22 protein-coding genes and 2 tRNA genes are annotated in these 22,000 nt (G+C 69.0%); 11 read left to right on the plus strand and 13 right to left on the minus strand.

Annotated features, from left to right (window positions below; genetic code table 11):
• Positions 1 to 4: 4 nt before the first annotated feature.
• The 8 genes from EZJ19_RS11860 to ubiE all read left to right on the plus strand — a co-directional run bounded on the left by EZJ19_RS11860 (position 5) and on the right by ubiE (position 8,370).
• Complete coding sequence (locus EZJ19_RS11860) at positions 5 to 538, plus strand: DUF4390 domain-containing protein (protein ID WP_165873561.1); 534 nt, start codon at positions 5 to 7, stop codon at positions 536 to 538.
• A 71-nt stretch (positions 539 to 609) separates the two neighbouring features.
• On the plus strand, positions 610 to 2,781 hold the full coding sequence (locus EZJ19_RS11865) for a sensor histidine kinase (protein WP_131447842.1): 2,172 nt from the start codon (positions 610 to 612) through the stop codon (positions 2,779 to 2,781).
• Positions 2,782 to 2,839: 58 nt separating this feature from the next.
• Positions 2,840 to 4,096, plus strand: coding sequence for a sigma-54-dependent transcriptional regulator (locus EZJ19_RS11870; protein ID WP_131447844.1), 1,257 nt, complete (start codon positions 2,840 to 2,842; stop codon positions 4,094 to 4,096).
• Between the two features lie 9 nt (positions 4,097 to 4,105).
• Entirely contained in the window at positions 4,106 to 5,512 is a 1,407-nt protein-coding gene (gene trkA / locus EZJ19_RS11875; protein WP_131447846.1) for a Trk system potassium transporter TrkA, read from the plus strand.
• Positions 5,513 to 5,522: 10 nt separating this feature from the next.
• The gene (locus EZJ19_RS11880) at positions 5,523 to 6,983 is read left to right on the plus strand and encodes a TrkH family potassium uptake protein (protein ID WP_131447848.1); all 1,461 of its coding nucleotides are present in this window, start codon (positions 5,523 to 5,525) and stop codon (positions 6,981 to 6,983) included.
• The gene (locus EZJ19_RS11885) at positions 6,980 to 7,306 is read left to right on the plus strand and encodes a hypothetical protein (protein WP_131447850.1); all 327 of its coding nucleotides are present in this window, start codon (positions 6,980 to 6,982) and stop codon (positions 7,304 to 7,306) included. The genes EZJ19_RS11880 and EZJ19_RS11885 overlap by 4 nt, the downstream gene beginning before the upstream one ends.
• A gap of 57 nt (positions 7,307 to 7,363) precedes the next feature.
• On the plus strand, positions 7,364 to 7,630 hold the full coding sequence (locus EZJ19_RS11890; protein WP_131447852.1) for an oxidative damage protection protein: 267 nt from the start codon (positions 7,364 to 7,366) through the stop codon (positions 7,628 to 7,630).
• 2 nt (positions 7,631 to 7,632) lie between these two features.
• Complete coding sequence (gene ubiE, locus EZJ19_RS11895) at positions 7,633 to 8,370, plus strand: bifunctional demethylmenaquinone methyltransferase/2-methoxy-6-polyprenyl-1,4-benzoquinol methylase UbiE (RefSeq protein WP_131447854.1); 738 nt, start codon at positions 7,633 to 7,635, stop codon at positions 8,368 to 8,370.
• Here the strand turns inward: ubiE and greB are convergent.
• Positions 8,367 to 8,924 carry a transcription elongation factor GreB gene (gene greB / locus EZJ19_RS11900; protein WP_131447856.1) on the minus strand — a complete coding sequence of 186 codons (558 nt, stop codon included), beginning with the start codon at positions 8,922 to 8,924 and terminating at the stop codon, positions 8,367 to 8,369. The two genes, ubiE and greB, sit on opposite strands and share 4 nt — an antisense overlap.
• A complete protein-coding gene (locus EZJ19_RS11905; protein WP_131447858.1) occupies positions 8,921 to 9,616 on the minus strand; it encodes an MlaA family lipoprotein in 696 nt (231 codons plus the stop codon). The genes greB and EZJ19_RS11905 overlap by 4 nt, the downstream gene beginning before the upstream one ends.
• A gap of 128 nt (positions 9,617 to 9,744) precedes the next feature.
• Here EZJ19_RS11905 and EZJ19_RS11910 point away from each other — a divergent pair.
• Both EZJ19_RS11910 and EZJ19_RS11915 read left to right on the plus strand, forming a co-directional pair.
• A tRNA-Ala gene (locus EZJ19_RS11910) sits at positions 9,745 to 9,820 on the plus strand.
• A 42-nt stretch (positions 9,821 to 9,862) separates the two neighbouring features.
• Positions 9,863 to 9,938 (plus strand) — tRNA-Glu (locus EZJ19_RS11915).
• Positions 9,939 to 10,004: 66 nt separating this feature from the next.
• Here the strand turns inward: EZJ19_RS11915 and EZJ19_RS11920 are convergent.
• The 3 genes from EZJ19_RS11920 to EZJ19_RS11930 form a co-directional block, all read right to left on the minus strand.
• On the minus strand, positions 10,005 to 10,271 hold the full coding sequence (locus EZJ19_RS11920; RefSeq protein WP_131447860.1) for a ComEA family DNA-binding protein: 267 nt from the start codon (positions 10,269 to 10,271) through the stop codon (positions 10,005 to 10,007).
• A 144-nt stretch (positions 10,272 to 10,415) separates the two neighbouring features.
• Entirely contained in the window at positions 10,416 to 11,582 is a 1,167-nt protein-coding gene (locus tag EZJ19_RS11925; RefSeq protein WP_240754752.1) for a class I SAM-dependent methyltransferase, read from the minus strand.
• Positions 11,579 to 12,589 (minus strand): NAD-dependent epimerase, encoded by a 1,011-nt coding sequence (locus EZJ19_RS11930; RefSeq protein WP_131447862.1) that lies wholly within the window; start codon positions 12,587 to 12,589, stop codon positions 11,579 to 11,581. Before EZJ19_RS11930 ends, EZJ19_RS11925 begins: the two co-directional genes overlap by 4 nt.
• A 97-nt stretch (positions 12,590 to 12,686) precedes the next feature.
• Between EZJ19_RS11930 and waaA the strand changes: the two genes are divergently transcribed.
• Positions 12,687 to 13,943 carry a lipid IV(A) 3-deoxy-D-manno-octulosonic acid transferase gene (waaA, locus tag EZJ19_RS11935; protein WP_131447864.1) on the plus strand — a complete coding sequence of 419 codons (1,257 nt, stop codon included), beginning with the start codon at positions 12,687 to 12,689 and terminating at the stop codon, positions 13,941 to 13,943.
• Between the two features lie 18 nt (positions 13,944 to 13,961).
• Here waaA and EZJ19_RS11940 read toward each other — a convergent pair whose 3' ends face one another.
• The 8 genes from EZJ19_RS11940 to EZJ19_RS11975 are packed head-to-tail and all read right to left on the minus strand — an operon-like array spanning position 13,962 to position 21,973.
• Positions 13,962 to 15,269 (minus strand): TolC family outer membrane protein, encoded by a 1,308-nt coding sequence (locus EZJ19_RS11940; protein WP_131447866.1) that lies wholly within the window; start codon positions 15,267 to 15,269, stop codon positions 13,962 to 13,964.
• A 10-nt stretch (positions 15,270 to 15,279) separates the two neighbouring features.
• Positions 15,280 to 15,603 (minus strand): rhodanese-like domain-containing protein, encoded by a 324-nt coding sequence (locus EZJ19_RS11945; RefSeq protein WP_131447868.1) that lies wholly within the window; start codon positions 15,601 to 15,603, stop codon positions 15,280 to 15,282.
• Position 15,604: 1 nt separating this feature from the next.
• Positions 15,605 to 16,258, minus strand: a complete 654-nt coding sequence (locus tag EZJ19_RS11950) for a protein-L-isoaspartate O-methyltransferase family protein (RefSeq protein ID WP_131447870.1) — start codon at positions 16,256 to 16,258, stop codon at positions 15,605 to 15,607.
• A gap of 50 nt (positions 16,259 to 16,308) precedes the next feature.
• Positions 16,309 to 17,418, minus strand: a complete 1,110-nt coding sequence (locus EZJ19_RS11955) for an ABC transporter permease (RefSeq protein ID WP_131447872.1) — start codon at positions 17,416 to 17,418, stop codon at positions 16,309 to 16,311.
• Between the two features lie 2 nt (positions 17,419 to 17,420).
• The gene (locus EZJ19_RS11960) at positions 17,421 to 18,566 is read right to left on the minus strand and encodes an ABC transporter permease (protein ID WP_131447874.1); all 1,146 of its coding nucleotides are present in this window, start codon (positions 18,564 to 18,566) and stop codon (positions 17,421 to 17,423) included.
• Positions 18,563 to 20,299, minus strand: a complete 1,737-nt coding sequence (locus EZJ19_RS11965; protein WP_131447876.1) for an ATP-binding cassette domain-containing protein — start codon at positions 20,297 to 20,299, stop codon at positions 18,563 to 18,565. Before EZJ19_RS11965 ends, EZJ19_RS11960 begins: the two co-directional genes overlap by 4 nt.
• A complete protein-coding gene (locus EZJ19_RS11970) occupies positions 20,296 to 21,321 on the minus strand; it encodes an HlyD family secretion protein (RefSeq protein WP_131447878.1) in 1,026 nt (341 codons plus the stop codon). The genes EZJ19_RS11965 and EZJ19_RS11970 overlap by 4 nt, the downstream gene beginning before the upstream one ends.
• On the minus strand, positions 21,311 to 21,973 hold the full coding sequence (locus EZJ19_RS11975; protein WP_131447880.1) for a TetR/AcrR family transcriptional regulator: 663 nt from the start codon (positions 21,971 to 21,973) through the stop codon (positions 21,311 to 21,313). Before EZJ19_RS11975 ends, EZJ19_RS11970 begins: the two co-directional genes overlap by 11 nt.
• Positions 21,974 to 22,000 lie beyond the last annotated feature (27 nt).

Here is a 22,000-nt window from a genome sequence, read left to right on the forward strand (position 1 = left end):
CAGATTGTCCTGCGCGACGGCCCTGGCCGCTGGCGCCGGGCGGGTGTGGGCACGCGACATGCTGGCCCTCAAGCAGGTCGAACTGGTGGCGAAGCACGACCACTACGTCTTGGTGGGCGGGTACAACATCCAACTCGCGGGGACCCTCGACGACGCCCTGCGCAAGGGCATCACCCTCACCTTCGTGCAGCTGTTCGAGGCCGAACGGCCGCGCAGCTACTGGTTCGCCGAGGATGTCGCCGTCGAGCAGCGCACCCTCAAGCTGTCCTACAACGCGCTCCTGCGCCAGTACCAGCTCTTCCGCGACAGCGGCCATGCCAGCTTCGACAGCGAGGCCGAGGCGCTCGCGGCCCTGGGCGATTTCGCCGACTGGGCCGTCCTGGACGCCAAGCAGGTCAGCAAACAGACCGTGTACCAGGCCCGGGTGCGCATGTATCTGGACACCAGCCAATTGGCCAAGCCGCTCCAGATGAACGCCTTCGCTTCGAGCCGCTGGGACATGGACTCCGGATGGCGGGAGTGGTCGTTCAAGCCCTGAGCGGACCGGCCGCGGGCGGACGCGGTGCCGGCCGCGCCGTCCCGGTGCCCGGGATCGGCTAGGGGGCGCCGATGCTCTATCTCACCCTCGGCAGCCTGCTGCTCGGCGTCTCCCTGGTCACCCTGCTGTCCTTCTCGGCCGACAACAGCGGTTTCTTCGCCGAGCACTTCCAGATACTGGTCTGGGTCGCCGCCGTGGCCGCCCTGGCCCTGGCGGGGCTGTTCGGCTACCAGGTCTACTCCCTGTGGCGGCGGGTGCGCGCCGGCGTCTTCGGCGCCCGCCTGACGGCCCGGATGTTCTGGATCTTCGGCCTGATGGCCCTGCTGCCCGGGCTGGTGGTCTACCTGCTGTCGGTGCAGTTCCTGGTCAAGTCGATCGAGTCCTGGTTCGACGTGCGCATGGAGCAGGCCCTGGAGAGCGGCCTCTCGCTCGGTCAATCGGCCCTCGGCCATCTTGAGAACGAGCTGGTCAAGAAGGCGGAGGGCATGGCGCTGCAACTGCTGGAGCTGCCGACCTCGCAGCAGGACGACCACCTGAACGAGTTGCGCGAGGCCTTCGGCGTCCAGGAAGTCGGCCTGTTTGACGAAAGTGGCGCCCTGATCGGCTTCGCCTCCTCGGACAAGGCCGCCATGGTGCCGCGCCAGCCCGAGCGGGCGGCGATCTGGCAGGCCAAGTTGCAGCAGCCCTGGTCGCGTACCGAGCAGGACAGCGACGGTCGCACCCTGATCGTGCGCGCGGCCGTCCCGGTCAACGTCGTCAGCCTGACCGAGAACATGCGTATCCTGCAGGTCGCCCAGCCGGTCTCGGCGAAGTTGAGCGAGGATGCCCAGAGCGTCGAGGCGGCGCACCGCAGCTATCAGGAACTCGCGGTCTCCCGCCTCGGCCTGAAGCGCCTCTACGCGGTGTCGCTGACCTTGTCGCTGGCCCTCTCGCTGTTCTCCGCCCTGTCGCTCGCCTATCTGCTGTCGGAACGCCTGGCGGCGCCGCTCCGGGTCCTGGCGCGCGGCACGCGGGCGGTGGCGCGCGGCGACTACTCGCAGGTCAATCCGATCAATTCCGGCGACGAACTGGGCATGCTGACCCACTCCTTCAACCGCATGACCCTGCAGTTGTCGGAAGCCCGCGCCGCGGCGGAGGAGAACCACGACAAGCTGCAGGAGGCCAAGGCCTACCTGGAAAGCGTGCTGGGCAGCGTGAGTACCGGCGTGGTGACCCTGGACGCCGACCTGCGCGTGCAACTGGTCAACCCGGCGGCGGCCAGCATACTCGGCTGCGACCGCGATACCGCCGAGGGGCGCTCGCTGGACGACTGGTGCCCGGCCGACGAGGGGCTGCGCCAGTTCGCCGCCACCATGGCCGAGCATTTCCGCGCCGCCGGCCGGCAGGCGTGGCGGGAACAGGTGGAACTGGCGGCGCCGTCCGGCACCCGCGTCCTGCTCGCCCGCGGCACGCCCCTCGATGCCGGCGAGGAGGCCGCCTACGCCCTCGCGCTCGACGACGTCACCCAGCTCATCCAGGCCCAGCGCGACGCCGCTTGGGGCGAGGTGGCCCGGCGCCTGGCGCACGAGATCAAGAATCCGCTGACGCCGATCCAGCTCTCCGCGGAGCGCCTGCAGCTCAAGCTCGCCGACCAGCTGCCGGAAAACGGCCGCGCCATTCTGGTCCGGGCCACCGACACCATCGTCGGCCAGGTCGCGGCGATGAAGTCGCTGGTCGACGCCTTCGCCCAGTATGCCCGCACGCCGGCCCCCAGCCTGCAGGCCATGGCCGTCAACCCGCTGGTCACCGATATCCTGGCCCTGTACGAGCACCACGTGCCGATCGACACCGCCCTGGCGCCGGACCTGCCGGAGGTGTCCGGCGACCCGTCGCTGTTGCGCCAGGTGCTGGTCAACCTGATCAAGAATGCCGAGGAGGCCCTGGTCGAGCGGGCCGACCAGCTGATCCGCGTCAGCAGCCACCGCAGCCCGGACGGCGTCACCATCTGTGTCGAAGACAATGGCCCCGGCTTCCCGGAATCGCTGGGCAACCGCCTGTTCGAGCCGTACGCGACGACCAAGCCCAAGGGAACCGGCCTCGGCCTGGCCATCGTCAAAAAGATCATCGAGGAGCATCATGGCGGGATTGAGGTGCGCAACCTGGAGCCGCATGGGGCCGCGGTGTGCATTACCTTGCCGATTTATGTTGAAATCGCGGCGCAGGATGAACCCCGCTCTTCGCCGTCGCGCGAGGGGCCGGCTTGACAGGTAGGTCGCGCGGCCCGGCGGGGCAGTTGCCGCGGGGCCGGTAACGGAGGGGAGTATGAGTGAGATTTTGGTTGTGGATGACGAGCCCGGCATCCGCGACTTGCTGCGCGAGATACTCGAAGAGGAGGGCCACGAGGTGCGCCTGGCCGAGAACGGCGAGCAGGCGCGCGCCGCGCGCCTGGCCAAGGCGCCGGACCTGGTCCTGCTGGACATCTGGATGCCCGACGTCGACGGCCTGTCCCTGCTCAAGGATTGGGTGACGGCCGGCCTGCTGACCATGCCGGTGGTCATGATGTCCGGGCACGGCACCATCCATACGGCGGTCGAGGCGACCCGGCTGGGCGCCTTCGATTTCCTGGAGAAGCCGGTCCCCTACAAGAAGCTGCTCCAGACGGTCGAGAACGCGCTCAACAGCCGGCCCAGCCGGACCAGCGCGCCGGCCAGCCTGGATGCCCTCGGCAACAGCGAGCCGATCCGCCTGCTCGCCCAGCGCCTGCGCCAGGCCGCCGGGGCGGCCAGCACCCTGCTGCTGACCGGCGAGCAGGGCGTCGGGGCGGACATCTGCGCCCATTTCCTGCACCAGCCGGAGACTCCCTGGGTGGCGGTGGACGAACTGGCCTCCCTGGTCGAACGTCCGCTCGACTGGCTGACCCAGGCCAAGGGCGGCATGCTGTTCTTCGCCGAGGTGGCGCAATTGACGCCGTTGCAGCAGAAGGGTCTGCAACTCATCCTCGGCCGCCATCGCGAATACGCCGTCAACGTGGTCTGCGCGAGCAGCGAGAACCTGGCCAACAAGGCCGCCGCGGGTGCCTACTCGCGCGACCTGTACAACGCCCTGGCCCAGACGGCGGTGCGTGTGCCGCCCCTGCGCGAGCACCGCGAGGACATCCCGCACCTGGCGGTGGCCCTGCTGCGCGACAGCCTGGCCAAGACCGGCCAGGCCGAGCGGCGTTTCTCGGACCCCGCCCTGGCGCGCCTCGGCCGCCACGATTGGCCGGGCAACCTCGACGAGTTGAAGAGCGTGGTGCACAACCTGGCCGCCACGGTGCTCGGCGAAGTCATCGAGGTGGCCGACGTCGATGCCCTGCTCGGCGTCGCCGACAAGGTCGACGGCGGTGCCTTGGCCGAACTGTTCGCGTTGCCCCTGAAGGAGGCGCGCGATGCCTTCGAGCGCGCCTATCTGGAGGCCGTGCTGCAGGAGTGCGGCAGCATGTCGCGGGCGGCCGAGCGCTCCGGCCTGGAGCGCACCCATCTTTATCGGAAGCTCAAGCAGTTGGGCGTAAAATCCGGCACCCGTGGCGAGAACAGCTAAGAGCAGACCGTGAAGATCATCATCCTGGGCGCCGGCCAGGTGGGCTCCAACCTGGCGGCCAGCCTGGTCTCCGAGGCCAACGACATCACCATGGTGGATGTCGACGACGCCAAGCTGGCGGCCCTGCAGGAGCGCTACGACCTGCGTACCGTGTGCGGCCCCGCCTCGCACCCGTCGGTGTTGCGCCAGGCCGGCGCCGAGGACGCCGACATGCTGGTGGCGGTGACCCAGAACGACGAGACCAACATGGTGGCCTGCAAGCTCGCCGCCACCCTGTTCAATATCCCCACCAAGATCGCCCGCATCCGCGCCCAGGACTACATGCAGCACGAGGTGCTGTTCTCCGCCCTGAACATGGCGGTCGACTACGTGATCAGCCCGGAACGCGAGGTCACCGATTACATCCAGCGCCTGATCGACTACCCGGAGGCGCTCCAAGTGGTCGACTTCGCCGAGGGGCGCATCCGGCTGGTGGCGGTGCGCCCGGAGGGCGGTTTCCTGGTCGGCCGGGAACTGAAGGAGATGCGCGACCACCTGCGCCTGCACATGCGCGAGCCGAAGAACGAGCACCTGCAGGCCCTGGATGCCCGGGTCGCCGCCATCTTCCGGCGCGACCGGGCGGTGATCCCGGACGGCGACACCGTCATCGAGGACGGCGACGAGGTCTTCTTCGTCGCCGCCACGGCGCACATCAAGGCGGTCATGAAGGAGATGCGCCATGCCGACCGCCGGGTGCACCGGGTCATGATCGCCGGCGGCGGCAACATCGGCAGCCGGCTGGCCGCCAGCCTGGAGGACAAGTACGAGGTCAAGCTGATCGACCACAACAAGAAGCACGCCCAGGTCCTGGCCGAACGTCTGAAGAGCACCCTGGTGCTGGTCGGCGATGCCACCGACGAGGAACTCCTGCAGCAGGAGAACGTCGAGGACATGGACGTCTTCTGCGCCCTCACCAACGACGACGAGGACAACATCATGTCCTCGCTCCTGGCCAAGCGCATGGGGGCCGGCAAGGTCATCGCCCTGATCAACCGGGGCACCTACGTGGACCTGCTCCAGGGCGGCACCATCGACGTCGCCCTGTCCCCCGCCCAGGCCACCATCGGCCCGCTCCTCACGCACATCCGGCACGGCGACATGGCCGTGGTGCACAGCCTGCGCCGGGGCGCTGCCGAGGCCATGGAGGTGGTGGTGCACGGCGACGCCAAGACCTCGAAGCTGGTCGGCCGCCGCATCGAGCAGATCGACCTGCCCGAGGGGGTCGCCATCGGCGCCATCGCGCGCGGTGAGAAGGTGGTCATTGCCCACCACGACACCATGATCGAGCCCGAGGACCACCTGATCATCTTCGTCCCCAACAAGCGCATGGTGCCCAAGGTCGAGAAGCTCCTGCAGGTCGGCTTCGGCTTCTTCTGACGGGCGGGCCATGCGTCGGCGCATCCTGCCCATCCTGCACGTGCTCGGGCTGGTCATCGCCGGTTTCGGCCTGTCCATGCTGCTGCCGCTCGCCATCTCGCTGTTCTTCGGCGACCAGGCCCAGTCCGCGTTCTACCGGGTATTCCTGCTGACCTTCGGCAGTGGCGTCGCCGTCTGGCTGCTCGGGCTCCCGTTCCGGCGCGAACTGAAGTTGCGCGACGGCTTCCTGCTGGTGGTCATGATCTGGCTCCTGCTGCCGGTCTTCGGCGCCCAGCCGCTGATGTTCTACATGCCCGACCTGAGCTTCACCGACGCCTATTTCGAGGCCATGTCCGGCCTCACGGCGACCGGCGCCACCGTGTTGTCGGGCCTCGACGGCCTGCCCTCGTCGATCAACCTGTGGCGCACCCAGATGCACTTCATCGGCGGCATGGGGGTCATCGTCCTGGTGGTCGCGGTGCTGCCCATGCTGGGCGTCGGCGGCCGCCAGATGTTCAAGGCCGAGACGCCGACCCCGATGAAGGATACCAAGCTGACCCCGCGCATGACCGAGACCGCGAAGGGGCTCTGGCTCGCCTACATGTTCCTGACCACCGCCTGCATCCTGTCCCTGCGGGCGGGCGGCATGACCTGGATGGATGCCCTGATCCACGCCTTCTCGATCATGGGCCTGGGCGGCTTCTCGTCCCATGACGCCAGCCTGGGCTATTTCAATTCGCCCACCCTGGAGGCCATCACGGGCGGCTTCGCGCTCCTGGCCGGGATCAATTTCGCCACCCATTTCATGGCCTTGCGCCACTTCAGCCTGAATCCGTACCGCTACGATTCGGAGATCCGCTGGTTCCTGTCCGTGGTCCTGCTCTCCAGTCTCGGCCTGGCGCTGTTCCTCTGGTTCAAGGATTTCTACCTGGACTTTCCCGAGGCCTTGCGCTACGCCGCCTTCAACACCATCTCGGTGGCCACCACGCTGGGTTTCGCGACCGACGACTACAACACCTGGCCGCTGTTCGCGGGCATGTGGATGCTGTTCCTGGCCACCTTCTCGACCAGTGCCGGTTCCACTGGCGGCGGCATCAAGATGATGCGCGCCATCCTCCTCTACAAGCAGGTGCACCGGGAGCTCATCAAGCTGCTGCACCCGAATGCGCAGACGCCGACCAAACTGGGCGGCGCCGTGGTGCCGAACAAGATCATCTACGCCGTCCTCGCCTTCCTGTTCATCTACGTCGCCGCCATCGTGGTGCTGAGCTTCGCCCTGATCGCCTCCGGCCTGGACGTCTTCACCGCCTTCTCGGCCGTTATCGCCACCCTCAACAACACCGGTCCCGGCCTGGGCCAGGTCGGACCGTCCTCGACCTACGCGGTGTTGACCGACTTCCAGACCTGGGTGTGCTCGTTCTCCATGCTGCTCGGACGCCTGGAATTGTTTACCCTGCTGGTCGTCCTGACGCCCGGATTCTGGAAAAAATGACCACCCTGGAAAACTTCGAACGCATGCTCGCGCAGGGGCGCGACGGCGCCCTGCTGCGCTACTCCCTCGGCGCCGAGTACCTGAAGGCCGACAACCCCTGCAACGCCGTCCTGCATCTGCGCGAAGCGGTGCGCCAGGACCCGAACCACTCGGCGTCCTGGAAACTGCTCGGCCGGGCCTTGAACGAGAGCAGCGACCTCGAAGGTGCCCTGGCGGCCTGGCGCCAGGGCATCGCCGTCGCCGAGGCGCGCGGCGACATCCAGGCGGTCAAGGAGATGACCGTATTCGCGCGCCGGGTCGAGAAGCGGCTGGCCGAAGGATGACGGCGGCCGGCCCATCGGCTAACATCAGCCATCCCTGATATATATAGGAGTCGTCACATGGCACGCATGGTGCAGTGCATCAAGCTCGGTCGCGAGGCCGAGGGCATGGATTTCCCGCCCTATCCGGGCGAGCTCGGCAAGCGCCTGTACGAGGGCGTCTCCAAGGAGGCCTGGCAGGGCTGGGTCCGCCTGCAGACCATGATCATCAACGAGAACCGCCTCAACCTCGCCGATGCCCAGCACCGCAAGTACCTGATGGAGCAGTGCGAGAAGTACTTCTTCGGCGAGGGCGTCGGCGCTCCCGAGGGCTTCCGTCCCCACTGACGATGTCGGACAAGCAGACCCACTTCGGCTACGAGACCGTCAACGAGGCCGACAAGGCCGCCAAGGTGGCGGAGGTGTTCCATTCCGTGGCGGACCGCTACGACGTCATGAACGACCTGATGTCGGCCGGCCTGCACCGGGTCTGGAAGCGTTTCCTGCAGCTCAAGGCCAACGTCCGCCCGGGCATGCGCTGCCTGGACATCGCCGGTGGCACAGGCGATGTCTCGCGCCTGCTCGCCAGCGACACCGGCCCGACCGGCCAGGTTTGGCTGACCGACATCAACGGTTCCATGCTCGGGGTCGGCCGCGACCGCCTGCTCGACGAGGGCGTGATGCTGCCGGTGGCCCAGTGCGACGCCGAGAAGCTGCCCTTCCCGGACGGCTACTTCGACCTCGTCACCGTGGCCTTCGGCCTGCGCAACATGACCCACAAGGAAACCGCCCTGGCCGAGATGCGCCGGGTGCTCAAGCCGGGCGGCCGCCTGATGGTGCTGGAGTTTTCCAAGGTGTGGAAGCCGCTGGCGCCGCTGTACGACCTGTATTCGTTCCAGGTCCTGCCGCGCCTCGGCGAGGTCGTCGCCAAGGATGCCGGCAGCTACAAATACCTGGCCGAATCGATCCGCATGCACCCGGACCAGGAAACCCTCAAGGCCATGATGGAAGAGGTCGGCTTCAAGCGGGTCGACTACCACAACCTGACGGCTGGGGTGGTCGCCCTGCACATCGGCTACCGGCTCTAGCCGAGCGCCTTATACGCCACTTCGACGATCTCCAGTTCCCGGGTGCCGCCCGGGGACTGGAAACGTACCGTATCGCCGATCTCGGCCTTCAGCAGCGCCCGTGCCAGGGGCGATATCCATGAGATGCGACCCCGGCCGGGGTCGGCCTCGTCGATGCCGACGATGCTGTACACGTTTTCCTGGCCGGCTTCGTCGGACACCGTGACCGTGGCACCGAAGAACACCCGGTCGGTCTCCTCGCGCGCCTCCGGATCGACGACCACGGCACTCTCCAGGCGTTTGCTCAGGAAGCGGATGCGGCGGTCGATCTCGCGCAGGCGCTTCTTGCCGTAGATGTAGTCGCCGTTTTCCGAGCGGTCGCCGTTGCCGGCCGCCCAGGCGACGACGTTGACCACTTCGGGCCGCTCGACCCGCAACAGGTGGTTCAACTCGGCCAGCATGCGGGCGTGGCCGCCCGGCGTCATGTAATTGCCCTGGCCGGCCGGCAGGGCAGGGGCTTCCTCGCCTTCGTCGTCGGTTTCGCGGTCGTCGTTGGAGACGAAGGCCTTGCTCATTCGGCCGGCTGCTGCCGTCCGTCCTGTACCAGGGCCTCGCGGCGTTCGAGATAGAAGTCGCGGGTGAACTCGTAGTTGTCCAGCGCCGCTTCCTCAAGGGCCCGCTGGGCGTCCAGCAGGTCGGCCCGGTGGCTCACCGCGCGCACCACCAGCGCCGCGTTGCGCGTCGGGATGTCCTCGATGTCATAGACCAGGTCCGTGGTCGCGCTGTCGACCGCCAGGCCGACGCCGTCCCGGAAACTGCTCGGGCCGAAGAACGGCAGGACCAGGTAGGGACCGCTGCCCACGCCCCAGCGACCCAGGGTCTGGCCGAAGTCCTCGTTATGCTTCTTGAGGCCCATCGGGGTGGCGATGTCGATCAGGCCGAGCAGGCCGAAAGACGAGTTGAAGGCGATGCGCAGCAGGTCGGAGGTGGCCTGCTCGAGGCGGAATTGCAGCAGGCTGTTGGTGAAGACCGTGACGTCGTCCAGGTTGGAATAGAAATTGCGGACGCTGTTCTGGACCGGTTCCGGGGCGACGGCGCGATAGCCGCGCGCGATCGGCTTCATGGCGACGCGGTCGACGGTGTCGTTGAAGGACTGCACGCCGCGGTTGAAAGGTTCCAGCGGGTCGCGCGGGTCGCCGTTGCTGGCGCAGCCCGCGAGCAGGAGGGCGGCGGTCAGGGCCAGTAAGGGTTTGCCGTGGTTGATCATGTTAGCGGTCGGAAAGTCGATTCAATGGGATATTAGCAGTTTACCGAACACTGGCACGGCAATGCGCAATCTGCATGAAAATAGGCTTTACATGTTACAAACCTGTGGTTAGAATGCGCGCCTCTTTTGGGGGTATAGCTCAGCTGGGAGAGCGCTTGCATGGCATGCAAGAGGTCAGCGGTTCGATCCCGCTTACCTCCACCAAAGGACAAAGGAATCCGCGCAAGCGGGTTCCTACTAGGTCAAGTCCCTATCGTCTAGAGGCCTAGGACATCGCCCTTTCACGGCGGTAACCGGGGTTCGAATCCCCGTGGGGACGCCACTACGTGGCAAGATGGCCTGATCCGCAAGGATCAGGCCCTCTTTCTTTTCCCGGCGCCGGGCGCGCTTACTTGGCCGGGGCCGCCTTGATCTCGAACTCGCCCTTCAGCTTGCCCGCGCTGACCTTGCCGAAGCCCTTGACCTTGGCGAGTTCCTCCACGCTCTTGAAGCCGCCGTTCTTCTCCCGGTAGGCGATGATCGCCTTGGCCTTGCTCGGGCCGATGCCCTTGACTGCCTCGAGTTCCGCCTGGGTGGCGGTATTGAGGTCGACCGCGGCGAACGCGGTCAGGCTGGAGAGAAGAAACAGGCCGAGGCCGGCGATGAGTTTTTTCATGATCTACCTCCCGTTGTCGTTGACCGGAACGCCCCGGCCGGCAGGGAAAATCTAGCCGGAAAGGGCGGGCGGGGGTATTCCGCATAGGTTGTAAACCATTCTTCATACCCCTGTAACCAAAGCGATAGGCCCGGCGGGAGGCCGTCAGAGGGTGTGGCGTTTGTCGCCGTGCAGGAAGCCGACCGGGGCCGGCAGGTCGCCCTTGCTCATGGCGATGACTTTGAACAGCTCGCCCATCTCACTCGGCTGGATGAGCTTTTGCACTTGGGCGGTGTGTTTGATGTAGCCGAGCGAGCCGGGTTCCAGCGCGTGCAGGCGTTCGAGCAGACCGCAGTTGATCAGGAAATGGGCCTGGCTGGTGTAGCCGGGTACTTCGAGGCCGGCTTCGAGGGCGGCGTCGGCGATGGCGGTGAAGTCGACATGGGCGGTGATGTCGACCAGGCCCGGCAGGTAGAAGGGGTCGTCGAAGGCGCGGTGGCGGTAGTGGCACATCAGGGTGCCGGTGGCGCGGTCGCGGTGGTAGTACTCGGCACGCGGGAAGCCGTAGTCGATGAACAGCAGCATGCCGTGCACCAGGCGCTCGGCCAGGCTGCCGACCAGGGCCGGCGCCGCGAGGCCGACCTCGCTCAGGTAGTCCGCAGCCGCGACCGGCAGGTTGCGGGCAGCCTCGGCGAGCGTACTGCCGGCCAAGGGGCGGTCCTGCCAGGCGAACGCCGCGCCGGCGCCGGCCAGGACGACACCGCGCTCGAACAACTGGCCGCCTTGCCAATGCACGAGGTGGACGGGCAGGGCGTCGAGCACCTCGTTGCCGAGCACCAGGCCGGTGATGCGCTCGGGCAGGCGGTCGAGCCAGCACACCCGGTCGAGCCATTCCGGGGCCTCCGCGGCGAAGCGGGCCTGCTGGCGCTGGCGCAGGTCGGGGCTGGGTTCGAGGATGGCGTAGCGTTCGGGCGGCCGACCCAGGCGGGCCAGCTCGCGCATCAGGTCGACCGCCAGGCGGCCGCTGCCGGCACCCAGTTCGAGTACCTCGCCGCCGGTCTCGGCCAATACCTCGGCGGCCTGGACGGCCAGGCAGGCGGCGAACAGCGGGCTCAGTTCGGGGGCGGTGACGAAGTCGCCGGCGGCGCCGAACTTGCGCGCGCCGGCGGCGTAGTAGCCGAGGCCCGGCGCATACAGCGCCAGGTCCATGTAGTCGGCGAAGGACAGCCAGCCAGCCGCCGCGCCGATGCGTTCGGCGATCAGCCGGACCAGGCGGGCGCTGTGCGCGAGGGCGTCCGGTCCGGCCTCGGGCCAGGCGCCGGCCGGCTTCAATTCAGGCCGTGGTAGGTCCGGTACCAGGCCGCCCAGCGGGCGATGCCTTCGGCCAGCGGCGTCTTCGGCTCGAAGCCGACGTCGCGCTTGAGGTCCTCGACGTCGGCGTAGGTCGCCACCACGTCGCCCGCCTGCATGGGCAGGAAGTTTTTCTTGGCCTCCTTGCCGAGGGCGTCCTCGATGGTCTTGATGAAGGTCATCAGTTCGACAGGCTCGTGGTTGCCGATGTTGTACACCTTGAAGGGCGCATAGCTGGAACCGGGGTCCGGCTCGTTGCTGTCGAAGGCCGGGTTGGGCGCGGCGATACGGTCGAGCACCCGCACGGTGCCTTCGGCGATGTCGTCGACGTAGGTGAAGTCGCGCTGCATCTTGCCCATGTTGAAGACGTCGATCGGGCGGTCCTCGAGGATGGCCGAGGTGAACAGCCAGGGCGACATGTCCGGGCGGCCCCAGGGGCCGTAGACGGTGAAGTAGCGCAGGCCGGTGGTCGGCAGGCCGTACAGGTGGCTGTAGCTGTGCGCCATCAACTCGTTGGCCTTCTTGCTCGCGGCATACAGGCTGACCGGATGGTCGACGTTGTCGTGCACCGAGAACGGCATCCGGGTGTTGGCGCCGTATACGCTCGACGAGCTGGCGTAGACGAAGTGCTCGACGCCGTGGTGCCGGCAGCCTTCGAGCAGGTTGCCGAAGCCGACCAGATTGGTCTGGATGTAGGCGTGCGGGTTTTTCAGGGAATAGCGCACGCCGGGCTGTGCGGCCAGGTTCACCACGCGGTTGAAACGTTCGGCGGCGAACAGGTCTTCCATGGCGACGCGGTCGGCGATGTCGGCGTGCAGGAAGCTGAACCCCGGCTGTCCCTTCAGGCGTTCCAGGCGCGCCAGCTTGAGCCTGGGGTCGTAATAGTCGTTCAGGGTATCCACCCCGACCACCTCGTCGCCGCGCGCCAGCAGGATCTGCGCGACGTGCATGCCGATAAAGCCGGCACAGCCAGTAATCAGTACTTTCATGCTTGCTCCTTTTTGCTTCCGCAAGCCTGCCGCCGGCCGCGCCGTCGGGTTTGCACGGAAGCAGGCATTTTAGCCCAGGCGCCATTAGAATTCGCCCATGCGCGCCCTGTACACCCTGCTCTGGCTGCTGGCCCTGCCGTTCATGTTCGTCTATCTGCGCTGGCGCGGCCGGCGGCAGCCGGAATACCGCACCCACTGGCGCGAGCGCCTGGGTTGGGGGCCGGCCTTGCCGGACGGTCCGGTGATCTGGCTGCACACGGTGTCGGTGGGCGAGACGCGCGCCGCGGCGCCGCTCATGCGGGCCCTTCGGCGGCGCCGGCCGGACGCCACCATCCTGCTCAGCCACACGACGCCGACCGGACGCGCGACGGCGCGCGAGCTGTTCGGCGCCGACATCCCGCAGACCTATCTGCCCTACGACCTGCCGGGTGCCGTGAACCGCTTCCTCGAACGCGGCCACCCGGGCATCGCCATCTTCCTGGAGACGGAGGTCTGGCCCAACCTCTACGCCGCCTGTGCGGGGCGCGCCATACCGACCTACCTGGTGAACGCCCGTCTGTCCGAGAAGTCTGCGCGCGGCTACGGCCGCATCGCGGGCCTGATCCGGCCCGCCCTGGCCAGCCTGGCCGGCTGTGCGGCGCAGACCGAGGCCGATGCCGGCCGCCTGGCCGGCCTCGGGGCGGGGACGCCCCTGGTCACCGGCAACATGAAGTTCGACGTCACCGCGCCGGCCGACACCTACACCCGCGCCGAGGAACTGCGCCGGCGCTTCGCCGGCCGTTTCGTGTTCGTCGCCGCCAGCACCCGCGACGGCGAGGAGGCGCTGCTGCTGGACACCTGCCTGGGCCTCGACATCGCCGACCTGCTTCTGGTCATCGTGCCGCGCCATCCGCAGCGCTTCGACGAGGTGGCGGCCCTGCTGGAAAGCCGGGGCGTGGAATTCGCCCGGCGCAGCCGCGGCGACACCGTGACCCGGGAAACGGAGGTCTTCCTGGGCGACAGCATGGGCGAGCTGGCGGCCTATTACGCGGCCGCCGATGCCGCCTTCATCGGCGGCAGCCTGTTGCCGCTCGGCGGCCAGAACCTGATCGAGGCCGCCGACATGGGCTGTCCGGTGCTGATCGGCCCGCACACCTGGAACTTTCTCGATGCCACCGAGCGCGCCATCGCCGAGGGTGCGGCCCTGCGCGTCGCCGACGCCGAGGATCTGGCCCGGGCGCTGAAGCGGCTGCATCGCGATGCCGACAAACGCCACGCCATGGCCGAGGCCGGCATCCATTTCAGCCGTGCACACAAGGGGGCGACCGAGAAGGTGATGGCGCTCCTGGAGCCGGTTCTGGCCAGACTGGCGTGAACCGGCCGCGCCGGGCTGCTAGCGGTCTTCCCTGAGCAGCCCGTTCAGCGCCTGCAGGTCGGCTTCGGCGAGGCCGCCGCTCACCGCTTTCAGCTTGAGGCCGCTGATCAGCGCGGTGTAACGCGCCGAGGCCAGGTCACGCTTGGCCGTGTAGAGCGACTGCTGGGCATTCAACACGTCGACCGCGGTGCGCACGCCGACCTCCTGGCCGAGCTTGGTCGACTTCAACTGCGTTTCGCTGGATGCCACGGCCTGTTCCAGCGCGCGCACCTGGGCCTCGCCGGAGACCACGCCCAGGAAGGCCTGGCGGGTGTCCAGCTCGGCCTGGCGGACGGCGTTGTCGAGGTCGAAACTGGCCTTTTCCTTGTTGGCCACGGCTTCGCGCACGAGGGAATCGGTCGCGCCCCCCTGGTACAGGTTCCAGCCCAGCTCGACGCCGACCACGGCGCTGTTGCTGTCGATCTTCAGCCCGGTCGTGCTGAGGGTGTTGCGGGTATCGGTATAGCTGGCGGTCAGGTCGACGGTGGGCAGGTAGCCGGCGCGCTGGCGGCTCACCTCGCGTTGGGCGATCTCGGCCTGGGCGCGACTGACCGCGACGCTCAGGCTGTTGTCGCGCGCCTGGCCGACCCAGGCGTCCATGTCGTTCGGCTGCGGCAGGCTGACGACGACGTGCTCGACCAGGCTGGCCAGGTGCGGGGCCGGGGCCATGATCAGCTTCTCCAGGGTGCGGTTCTTGACGTCCAGGTCGTTGCTCGACGCGATGACCTGCGCCACCGTGGCGTCGTAGCGCGCCTGCGCTTCATGGGTGTCGACGATGGTCGCGGCGCCCACCTCGAAGCTCTTCTTGGCCTGGGCCAGCTGTTCCGCGATGGCGGTCTTCTGGGCCTCCGCGGTGGCCAGGTTGTCGCGCGCCAGGAGGACGTCGAAATAGGCTTGGGCGGTGCGCAGGAGCAGGTCCTGCTCGGCCAGCTTGAGCTGGGCCTCGACGGCCTGGACCTGCAGCTTGGCCTGTTCCAGGGTCTCCAGATTCTGGCGCCGGAACAGCGGTTGGCTCAAGGCCAGCGTGAAGCTCGGCGTGTTGTAGCTCTTCGACGGCGTCACGCTGGTGTCGCTTTCGACGTGGCGGGCGTTGGCCGACAGGTTGAGGCTGGGCAGGAGCAGGGCGCGGCCTTGCGGCAGCTTTTCCATGCCGGCCTTGTAGGCGGCCTGGGCGGAGGCGTAGATGGCGTCGTTCTGGCGCGCCTGCCGGTAGATGTCGGTCAGGTCGGCGGCGCCGGCGGCGTGACTCAGGGCCGCCAGGGCCAGGGTAAGCAGCGTCTTGCGCATAGGGTGCTTCTCAATAGGTCGGCATGGTCGGGTCGGCCTCCTTGGCCCAGGCGTCGACGCCGCCGGTCAGGTTGATGACGTTGGTGAAGCCGTTGTGTTCCAGGTAGCGCGCGGCGTGGAAGCTCCGCACGCCATGGTGACAGATGACCACGGTTTCCCGCCCGGGGTTCAATTCCGCCAGGCGGGCCGGGATGGTGCGCATGGGCACCAGCTCGGCGCCCTCGATCCGGCAGACGTCGAATTCCCAGGACTCGCGGACGTCGAGCAGGAACGGCCGCTCGCGCGCCGGATCGTCCAGCCAGGCCTTCAGTTCGGCCGGCCGCAGGTGGCGCATGTCAGAACTCGAAGCGGGCCGGCTCCGCGGCATGGGCGAGGGCGGGGACGCGGGTTTCGAACAGACCGTGGCGCTGGCAGGAGCCGGCGCTCGCGCAGGTGACCAGGGTGGCGGTCATGACCTCGCCCTCGCCGAGCACGGCGAACAGGCGGCCGCCCGGGTTGAGGCGGTCCAGGTAGGCCTCCGGCAGCGCCGGTACCGAACCGGTCAGGACGATGACGTCGAACTTGCCGTCGGCCTCCCAGTCGCGGGCGCCGTCGCCGGTCTTCAGGGCGACGTTCTCGATGCCGTGCGCCTTCAGCTTCCGGTCGGCCTCTTCATGCAGGCTGCGGTCGATCTCGACGCTGACCACGTGGCTCGCCAGGGCGGCCAGCAGGGCGGTCAGGTAGCCGCTGCCGGTGCCGATCTCCAGGACCCGGTCGCCGCGCTTGATCTCGAGCGTCTGGAGGACGCGCGCCTCCAGCTTGGGCTCCCACATGAACTGGCCGTTGCCGAGCGGGATGGCCATGTCCACGAAGGCCAGGGAACGGTACACGGGGGGCACGAAGTCCTCCCGTTTCAGCTTGCCGAGGAGAGCCAGCACGGTCGGGTCCAGCACCTCCCAGGGGCGGATCTGCTGTTCGATCATGAGATGGCGGGCGTGTTCGTAATCCATGGCAATTCCTGGGCAATCATCGAGTTGGAAAAGCTTAGCATATCCCTGTCTCAGTACATGCGGTGGCGGAACAGCCAGGCCGCCAGGCTGAGGCTGACCAGGCCGAGCAGGGCCATGGGCCAGAACTGGTCGACCAGGACCGCGAAACCGGCGCCCTCGAGGAACACCTTGCGCAGGATGACCAGGAAATAGCGCAAGGGGTCGAACAGGGTCAGGAACTGGACCGCCGGCGGCATGTTGGCGATCGGCGTCGCGAAGCCGGACAGGATGACCGCCGGCACCATGAACAGGAAGGCCCCCAGCAGGCCCTGCTGCTGGGTCGCCGAGAGGGCCGAGATGAGCAGCCCGGCGCCGACGCCGGACAACAGGAACAGCGCCAGGCCGGCGTAGAAGGCGGCCAGGCTGCCGAGCATCGGCACCCGGAACCACAGGGTGGCGACGAGCAGGATCAGGGTCGCCTGGGCGATGCCGATGACGAACCCGGGCACGGTCTTGCCGATCAGTATCTCGGCCATGCGCAAGGGCGTCACCAGGAGCTGGTCGAAGGTGCCCTGCTCGCGTTCGCGCGCCACGGTCAGGGCGGTGACCAGCATGGTCACCACCAGGGTGAGCATGCCGACGATGCCGGGGATGAAGAACCAGCGGCTTTCCAGGTTGGGATTGAACCAGGCCCGGGTGGCCAGCCTGGCCGGCGGCCCGGTCAGGCCGTGCCCGGCGATCCAGTCTTCGTTGAAGCGGTCGACCACGCTGCGCACGTAGTTGAGGGCGATCATGGCGGTGTTCGAGTTGCGGCCGTCGACGATCACCTGCACCGGGGCACTGCGCCCGGCCGCCAGGTCGGCGCCGAAACGCGGTCCGAGATGGATCACCACCAGCACCGTGCGGGTGTCGACCAGGGGCGCGATCTCGGCCTCGCCGGCGAGGGTCGCCACCTGGTGGAAGCTGGGCGCGCCCTGGAAGTGGCCGAGCAGGGTGCGCGCCGCGCCGCCGTGGTCCTCGTCGTAGACCGCGTAGGGGATCTCCTTGAGGTCGAAGCTGGCGGCGTAGCCGAACACCAGCAACTGGACCAGGGGCGGCACGATCAGGACGACGCGGCTCTTGGGGTCCTTGAGCAGGGCCAGGAACTCCTTCTGTATCAGGGCCAGGATGCGCTGCCACATGGTCAGTCCAGCCGCTTCCGGGACTTCTTCCAGGTGATGGCCAGGAAGATGGCCGCCATGACCGCCAGGGCGGCGGCGTTGGGCAGGATGACCGACCAGACGTCGCCGGCCAGGAACAGGGTCTGCACGATGGCGACGAAGTAGCGCGCCACGACGACGTGGGTGATCGCCTGCACCACGGGCGGCATGCTGCCGATGTCGAAGATGAAGCCGGACAGCAGGAAGGCCGGCAGGAAGGTGGCGATGATGGCGATCTCGCCGGCGACGAACTGGCTCCGGGCCAGGGTGGAGATGGTCAGGCCCATGCCCAGGGAGGCGAGCAGGAACAGGCTGGAACAGCCCCAGAGCAGCCAGAACGAGCCGCGCAGGGGGACCTCGAACAGCCAGACCGCGAGGCCCACCGTGAGCAGCATGCCGCCCGTCCCGAGGGTGAAGTAGGCGGCCAGCTTGCCGAGCAGGACCTCGGTCATGCTGGCCGGGGTGACCATGAGCGCCTCCATGGTGCCGCGCTCCCACTCGCGCGCCATGACCAGGGCGGTGAGCAGGGCGCCGATCAGGGTCATGATGATGGCGACCAGGCCGGGCACCAGGTAGTTGCGGCTCTTCAGCTCGCTGTTGAACCAGATGCGCGCCTGCAGGTCGGCCGGGCGGGTCAGGGTCTGGCCGCTGGCCGCGGCCCGGGCGGCCAGCCAGGTGCCCCAGGCGCCCTCGGCATAACCCAGGACCAGGCGGGCGGTATTGGCGTCGACGCCGTCGACGATGACCTGGATGGCGGCGCCGTCCGGCCGGCGCAGGCGGCGCGCGAAGTCGGCGCGCAGGCGGATGATGCCGCGCACCTCGCCCAGCAGGAGGGCCCGTTCGGCCTCGGCCATGCCGGCCATGTCGCGCGGCGAGAAGGAGCTGGAGCCGCGCAGCGCGGCCACGAAGTCGGCGCTGTCGGGCGAGGGCGCCTCGACGACCACCGCCACCGGGACGTGCTCGGCGTCCAGGGAGACCCCGTAGCCGAACAGGACGAGCAGGAAGATCGGCATCAGGAAGGCGATGGCGATGCTGCTCGGGTCGCGCACGATCTGCAGGAACTCCTTGCGCGTCAGGCCGCGCAGGCGCATGCCGGCGCCGCCGCGGGCAGCGCCGCCGGGCCGGCTCATGGCGTCGCCTCCGCGCTCGCCTCGACGAGGCGGATGAAGGCGTCCTCCATGCCCGGTTCCGGGTGTTCCGGGCTGCGCGCCCGGGCCTTGATCGCGGCCGGGTCGTCCAGGGCCAGGATGCGTCCCGCGGCCATGATCGCCAGGCGGTCGCAGTATTCCGCCTCCTCCATGAAGTGGGTGGTCACCAGCACCGTCACGCCGCGCCGCGCGAGGCCGTTGATGCGCTGCCAGAACTCGCGCCGGGCCAGGGGGTCGACGCCCGAGGTGGGCTCGTCCAGGAACAGGATCTCCGGCTCGTGCATGAGGGCGCAGGCCAGGGCCAGGCGCTGCTTGTAGCCGAGCGGCAGGTCGGCGCTCAACTGGTCGGCGTAGCCGGCCAGCTCGAACTCGGCCAGGGCCCAGGCCAGGCGCGCGCGCCGGGCGGTGCCCGCGAGGCCGTAGATGCGGGCGAAGAAGTCCAGGTTCTGGGTCACCGACAGGTTGCCGTACAGGGAGAACTTTTGCGACATGTAGCCGATCCGGGCACGCGCCGCGGCGGCGGCGTGGCGCAGATCCAGGCCGGCGACCCGGAGCTGGCCGGCGCTCGCCGGCAGGAGGCCGCAGAGCATGCGGAAGGTGGTCGTCTTGCCGGCGCCGTTGGCGCCCAGGAGGCCGAATATCTCGCCCCGGCGGATCTGGAAATCGAGCCCGGCCACGGCCCAGAAGTCGCCGAACCGGCGTTTCAGCCCGGCCACCTCGATGACCACGCCGTCGCCGGCCGGCGGCGTCGGCGCCGGGGCCTCGGCGGCGGGCGCGGCCGGCGCCGCCCCGCGCGCGCGCAGGAGGTCGATGAAACCGTCCTCGAAGCGCGCCGGGGTCGGCTGCGCGAGCAGGCCGGGCCGTTGCGCGACCGCCTCGGGCAGGTGCTCGGCGCGGGTCACCAGGCGGACGTGTTCGCCCTGCACCAGGGCGTCGACGACGCCGTCGAGGCCGGCCAGTTCCGCCTGCAGGTCGCGGTTGCGCCGGCCCGGCGCGGTCACCGCCCAGGTGCGCCCGGCGACGCGCGCGCTCTGGCGCCCGGGCGGGCCCTGGTCGAGGACGCGGCCCTCGTGCAGCAGGACCACCTCGGCACAGCGCTCGGCCTCGTCGAGGTAGGCGGTCGACAGGAGGACGCTCATGCCCTCGGCGCGCACCAGACGGTCGATGATCGCCCACAGCTCGCGCCGCGACACCGGGTCGACGCCGACCGTCGGCTCGTCGAGCAGGAGCAGGCGCGGCGCCCGCACCAGGGTGCAGGCGAGGCCGAGTTTCTGCTTCATGCCGCCGGACAGGCGGCCGGCCAGGCGGGCCGTGAACGGCGCCAGGCCGGTCATGTGCATCAGCTCCGCGTAGCGCCCGGCGCGCAGCGCCGCGGGGACGCCCTGGAGGTCGGCGTAGAGGTCGAGGTTCTCCTGCACGGTCAGGTCCTCGTACAGGCCGAAACGCTGCGGCATGTAGCCGAGCGCGGCCTGCACCGCCAGGGCGTCGCGGCTGGCGTCCAGGCCGAGCACCCGGATGCTGCCGGCGTCCGGGCGCAGCAGGCCGGCGGCCAGGCGCATGAAGGTGGTCTTGCCGGCGCCGTCCGGGCCGATCAGGCCGGTCACCGCGCCGGCCGCGATGCCCAGGCTGACCCCGTCGAGGGCCGGGACGCGCCGCTTGCCGACCCGGAACGCCTTGCCCAGGCCGTCGGCGACCAGGACCGGGTCGCCGGTCACGGCTGCTTCCCGCAGGCCGGGGCGGCGGCGCCGGCGGCCTGGCCGTAGGCGATGGTGACGGTGGCCGGCATGCCCTGGCGCAGTTCGCCGGCGGCGTCGCAGACGAACACCCGCGCCTGGTAGACCAGGCTGGTGCGCAGCTCGGCGGTCTCCACCGTCTTGGGCGTGAATTCGGCGCTCGGCGCCACGTAGCCGACCCAGCCCTGGTAGGACTTGCCCGGCCGGCTGTCGGTGGTGACGCTCGCCCGGGCGCCGACCGGGATGCGGCCGAGCGCGTCCTCGGGCAGGTAGACGCGCACCCAGAGCGGGTTGCCCAGGGCCAGGGTGAGGGCCGGCTTGGCCGCCGAGGCCATGTCGCCCGGTTCCAGGATTCGGCTCTCGACGACGCCGTCGTCGGGCGCCGTCAGTTCGCCCTGGGCGAGGTCGTGGCGCAGCAGGTCGACGCTCGCCTCCTGGGCGGCCAGGCCGGCCGCCGCCGTGGCGATGTCCTCCTTGCGCGGTCCCAGTTCGGCCAGCCGGTAGGCCTGCTCGGCGGCGGTCAGGCGCTGGCGCGCCGCGTCGAGGCCGTTGCGGGCGCTGTCGGCCTGCTGCTGGGAGACGAAATTGCGCGCCACCAGGTCCTCCTGGCGCTTGTACACCTGTTCGGCGTCGAGCACCGCGACGCGGGCGGCGTCGCGCTGGGCGGCCGCCTCGCGGATCTCCTCCGGGCGCGAGCCGGCGCGCAGCTTGGCCAGGGTGCTGCGCTGGGCGGCGGCCTGGGCCTCGGCCTGGGCCAGGCTGAGCTGCAGGCGGGTGGTGTCGAGGCGGGCGAGCACCTGGCCCTTGCCGACCCGGTCGCCCTCCTGGACGCGCATTTCGGCGACCCGGCCGCTGGCGTCGAAGGCCAGGTCGACCTGGCGCACGTCGACATTGCCCTGCAGGACCAGCCGGTCGCCGGGGTCGGCGTGCTCGCGCTTGAGCAGGAGCGCGGCGCCGGCGGCGAGCGCCAGCAGCACCGGCACGATCAATAGCTTACGGTTCATCGCGGGTTCCTTTTTGGTCCGGGGCGGCCAGGCCGTTGAACAGCATGTCCAGGTGTACCGCCAGGTGGCGCTCGAAATCCATGCCCCGGTCCTCGAAGGCCAGGAAGCTGTGTTTCCAGATGATGGCCAGCAGGGCCGGGCCGATCACCACGCGCCAGGCGTAGTCGACGTCGACGGCGCGGAACTCGCCGGCCGCGATGCCGCGCGCCAGGGTGCCGCAGATGATGGCGCGGCCGCGCGCGATCACCTCGTCGTGATAGAAGCGGGCAAGCTCGGGAAAGTTGCCGGCCTCGGCCATGACCAGCTTGGGGATGCCGGAGAGCGGCGAGCCGGCCACCCGGCGCATGAAGGCATGCAGCAGGAAGGTCAGTTGCTCGCGTCCGGGCCGCGCCCCGGCGGCCGCCTGCAGGCGTGCCACTTCGTCCAGGTTGTCGACCAGGGCGTGGCGCACCACGGCCTTGAACAGCTCGAGCTTGTTTGCGTAATAGAGGTACAAGGTCGCCTTGGCCACCCCCGCCCGGCGTGCCACCTCATCCAGCCGGGCGGAGGCGTAGCCGCGCTCGACGAACACCGCCAGGGCCGCCTCCAGGACTTCCTGGGGCCGGGCCTCGGCGCGGCGCTGCCAGCGGGGCGGACGGGTTTCGGGATTCATGGCCGGCTATAAATGACTCTTCAGTCA

The sequence above is a fragment of the Parasulfuritortus cantonensis genome, from assembly GCF_004337445.1.
GTDB lineage: Bacteria > Pseudomonadota > Gammaproteobacteria > Burkholderiales > Thiobacillaceae > Parasulfuritortus > Parasulfuritortus cantonensis.

What these genes read in the sequence shown, in the direction of transcription:
- EZJ19_RS11865 (WP_131447842.1), top strand. Translation starts at nt 610, where the DNA reads ATGCTCTATCTCACCCTCGGCAGCCTGCTGCTCGGCGTCTCCCTGGTC.
- EZJ19_RS11870 (WP_131447844.1), top strand. Translation starts at nt 2,840, where the DNA reads ATGAGTGAGATTTTGGTTGTGGATGACGAGCCCGGCATCCGCGACTTG.
- EZJ19_RS11880 (WP_131447848.1), top strand. Translation starts at nt 5,523, where the DNA reads ATGCGTCGGCGCATCCTGCCCATCCTGCACGTGCTCGGGCTGGTCATC.
- EZJ19_RS11885 (WP_131447850.1), top strand. Translation starts at nt 6,980, where the DNA reads ATGACCACCCTGGAAAACTTCGAACGCATGCTCGCGCAGGGGCGCGAC.
- EZJ19_RS11890 (WP_131447852.1), top strand. Translation starts at nt 7,364, where the DNA reads ATGGCACGCATGGTGCAGTGCATCAAGCTCGGTCGCGAGGCCGAGGGC.
- ubiE (WP_131447854.1), top strand. Translation starts at nt 7,633, where the DNA reads ATGTCGGACAAGCAGACCCACTTCGGCTACGAGACCGTCAACGAGGCC.
- greB (WP_131447856.1), bottom strand. Translation starts at nt 8,924, where the DNA reads ATGAGCAAGGCCTTCGTCTCCAACGACGACCGCGAAACCGACGACGAA.
- EZJ19_RS11905 (WP_131447858.1), bottom strand. Translation starts at nt 9,616, where the DNA reads ATGATCAACCACGGCAAACCCTTACTGGCCCTGACCGCCGCCCTCCTG.
- EZJ19_RS11920 (WP_131447860.1), bottom strand. Translation starts at nt 10,271, where the DNA reads ATGAAAAAACTCATCGCCGGCCTCGGCCTGTTTCTTCTCTCCAGCCTG.
- EZJ19_RS11930 (WP_131447862.1), bottom strand. Translation starts at nt 12,589, where the DNA reads ATGAAAGTACTGATTACTGGCTGTGCCGGCTTTATCGGCATGCACGTC.
- waaA (WP_131447864.1), top strand. Translation starts at nt 12,687, where the DNA reads ATGCGCGCCCTGTACACCCTGCTCTGGCTGCTGGCCCTGCCGTTCATG.
- EZJ19_RS11940 (WP_131447866.1), bottom strand. Translation starts at nt 15,269, where the DNA reads ATGCGCAAGACGCTGCTTACCCTGGCCCTGGCGGCCCTGAGTCACGCC.
- EZJ19_RS11945 (WP_131447868.1), bottom strand. Translation starts at nt 15,603, where the DNA reads ATGCGCCACCTGCGGCCGGCCGAACTGAAGGCCTGGCTGGACGATCCG.
- EZJ19_RS11950 (WP_131447870.1), bottom strand. Translation starts at nt 16,258, where the DNA reads ATGGATTACGAACACGCCCGCCATCTCATGATCGAACAGCAGATCCGC.
- EZJ19_RS11955 (WP_131447872.1), bottom strand. Translation starts at nt 17,418, where the DNA reads ATGTGGCAGCGCATCCTGGCCCTGATACAGAAGGAGTTCCTGGCCCTG.
- EZJ19_RS11960 (WP_131447874.1), bottom strand. Translation starts at nt 18,566, where the DNA reads ATGAGCCGGCCCGGCGGCGCTGCCCGCGGCGGCGCCGGCATGCGCCTG.
- EZJ19_RS11970 (WP_131447878.1), bottom strand. Translation starts at nt 21,321, where the DNA reads ATGAACCGTAAGCTATTGATCGTGCCGGTGCTGCTGGCGCTCGCCGCC.
- EZJ19_RS11975 (WP_131447880.1), bottom strand. Translation starts at nt 21,973, where the DNA reads ATGAATCCCGAAACCCGTCCGCCCCGCTGGCAGCGCCGCGCCGAGGCC.